Here is a 538-nt window from a genome sequence, read left to right on the forward strand (position 1 = left end):
AGCCTAGGGGAGGTGGGAGGGCGGGCGGAGACGGGTGGCTAGCCGCCGAAGCAGACTCCGTCACGCCGGTCGCTCCGCTCCAGCAGCCCCTTGACCAGGCGAACCAGCTCGTCGGGCTCGAAGGGCTTGGGCAGGAAGGCGTCGACGCCGGCGTCGAGCCCGCTCTCCACCTCGTACTGCGTACACGCGCTGACGATGGCGAGCGGGAGGTCGCGGGTACGGGGGTCGGCCCGGAGGCGGGCGGCGGTACTGAGCCCGTCGAGACGGGGCATGACGACGTCGAGCGTGATGACGTCCGGGCGCACGTGGTGCACCACATCAAGACACTCGGCACCATCGACCGCGGTCACCACCTCAAGCCCTTCCAGCTCGAGATTGACCTTGATCAGCTGCCGGATGCCCTTGCTGTCATCCACAACAAGCACCCGGCCGGACGCGCCTGACACAACTCGAGAGTAGGTCGGGGCGGGGGGCCGCGTCCCGCTTTTCGGGAGTTCTCGCTCTGACGGGTGGTGGTGGGATTTGGGTGGACGGGGGG

The 538-nt window shown here is 69.0% G+C and carries 1 protein-coding gene; it reads right to left on the reverse strand.

The window, feature by feature from the left end:
* Positions 1 to 38: 38 nt before the first annotated feature.
* Positions 39 to 446 carry a response regulator gene (locus tag CCN33_RS30725; RefSeq protein ID WP_086696526.1) on the reverse strand — a complete coding sequence of 136 codons (408 nt, stop codon included), beginning with the start codon at positions 444 to 446 and terminating at the stop codon, positions 39 to 41.
* Between the last annotated feature and the right edge of the window lie 92 nt (positions 447 to 538).

The sequence above is a fragment of the Streptomyces recifensis genome (assembly GCF_002154615.1).
Lineage (GTDB): Bacteria > Actinomycetota > Actinomycetes > Streptomycetales > Streptomycetaceae > Streptomyces > Streptomyces griseoluteus.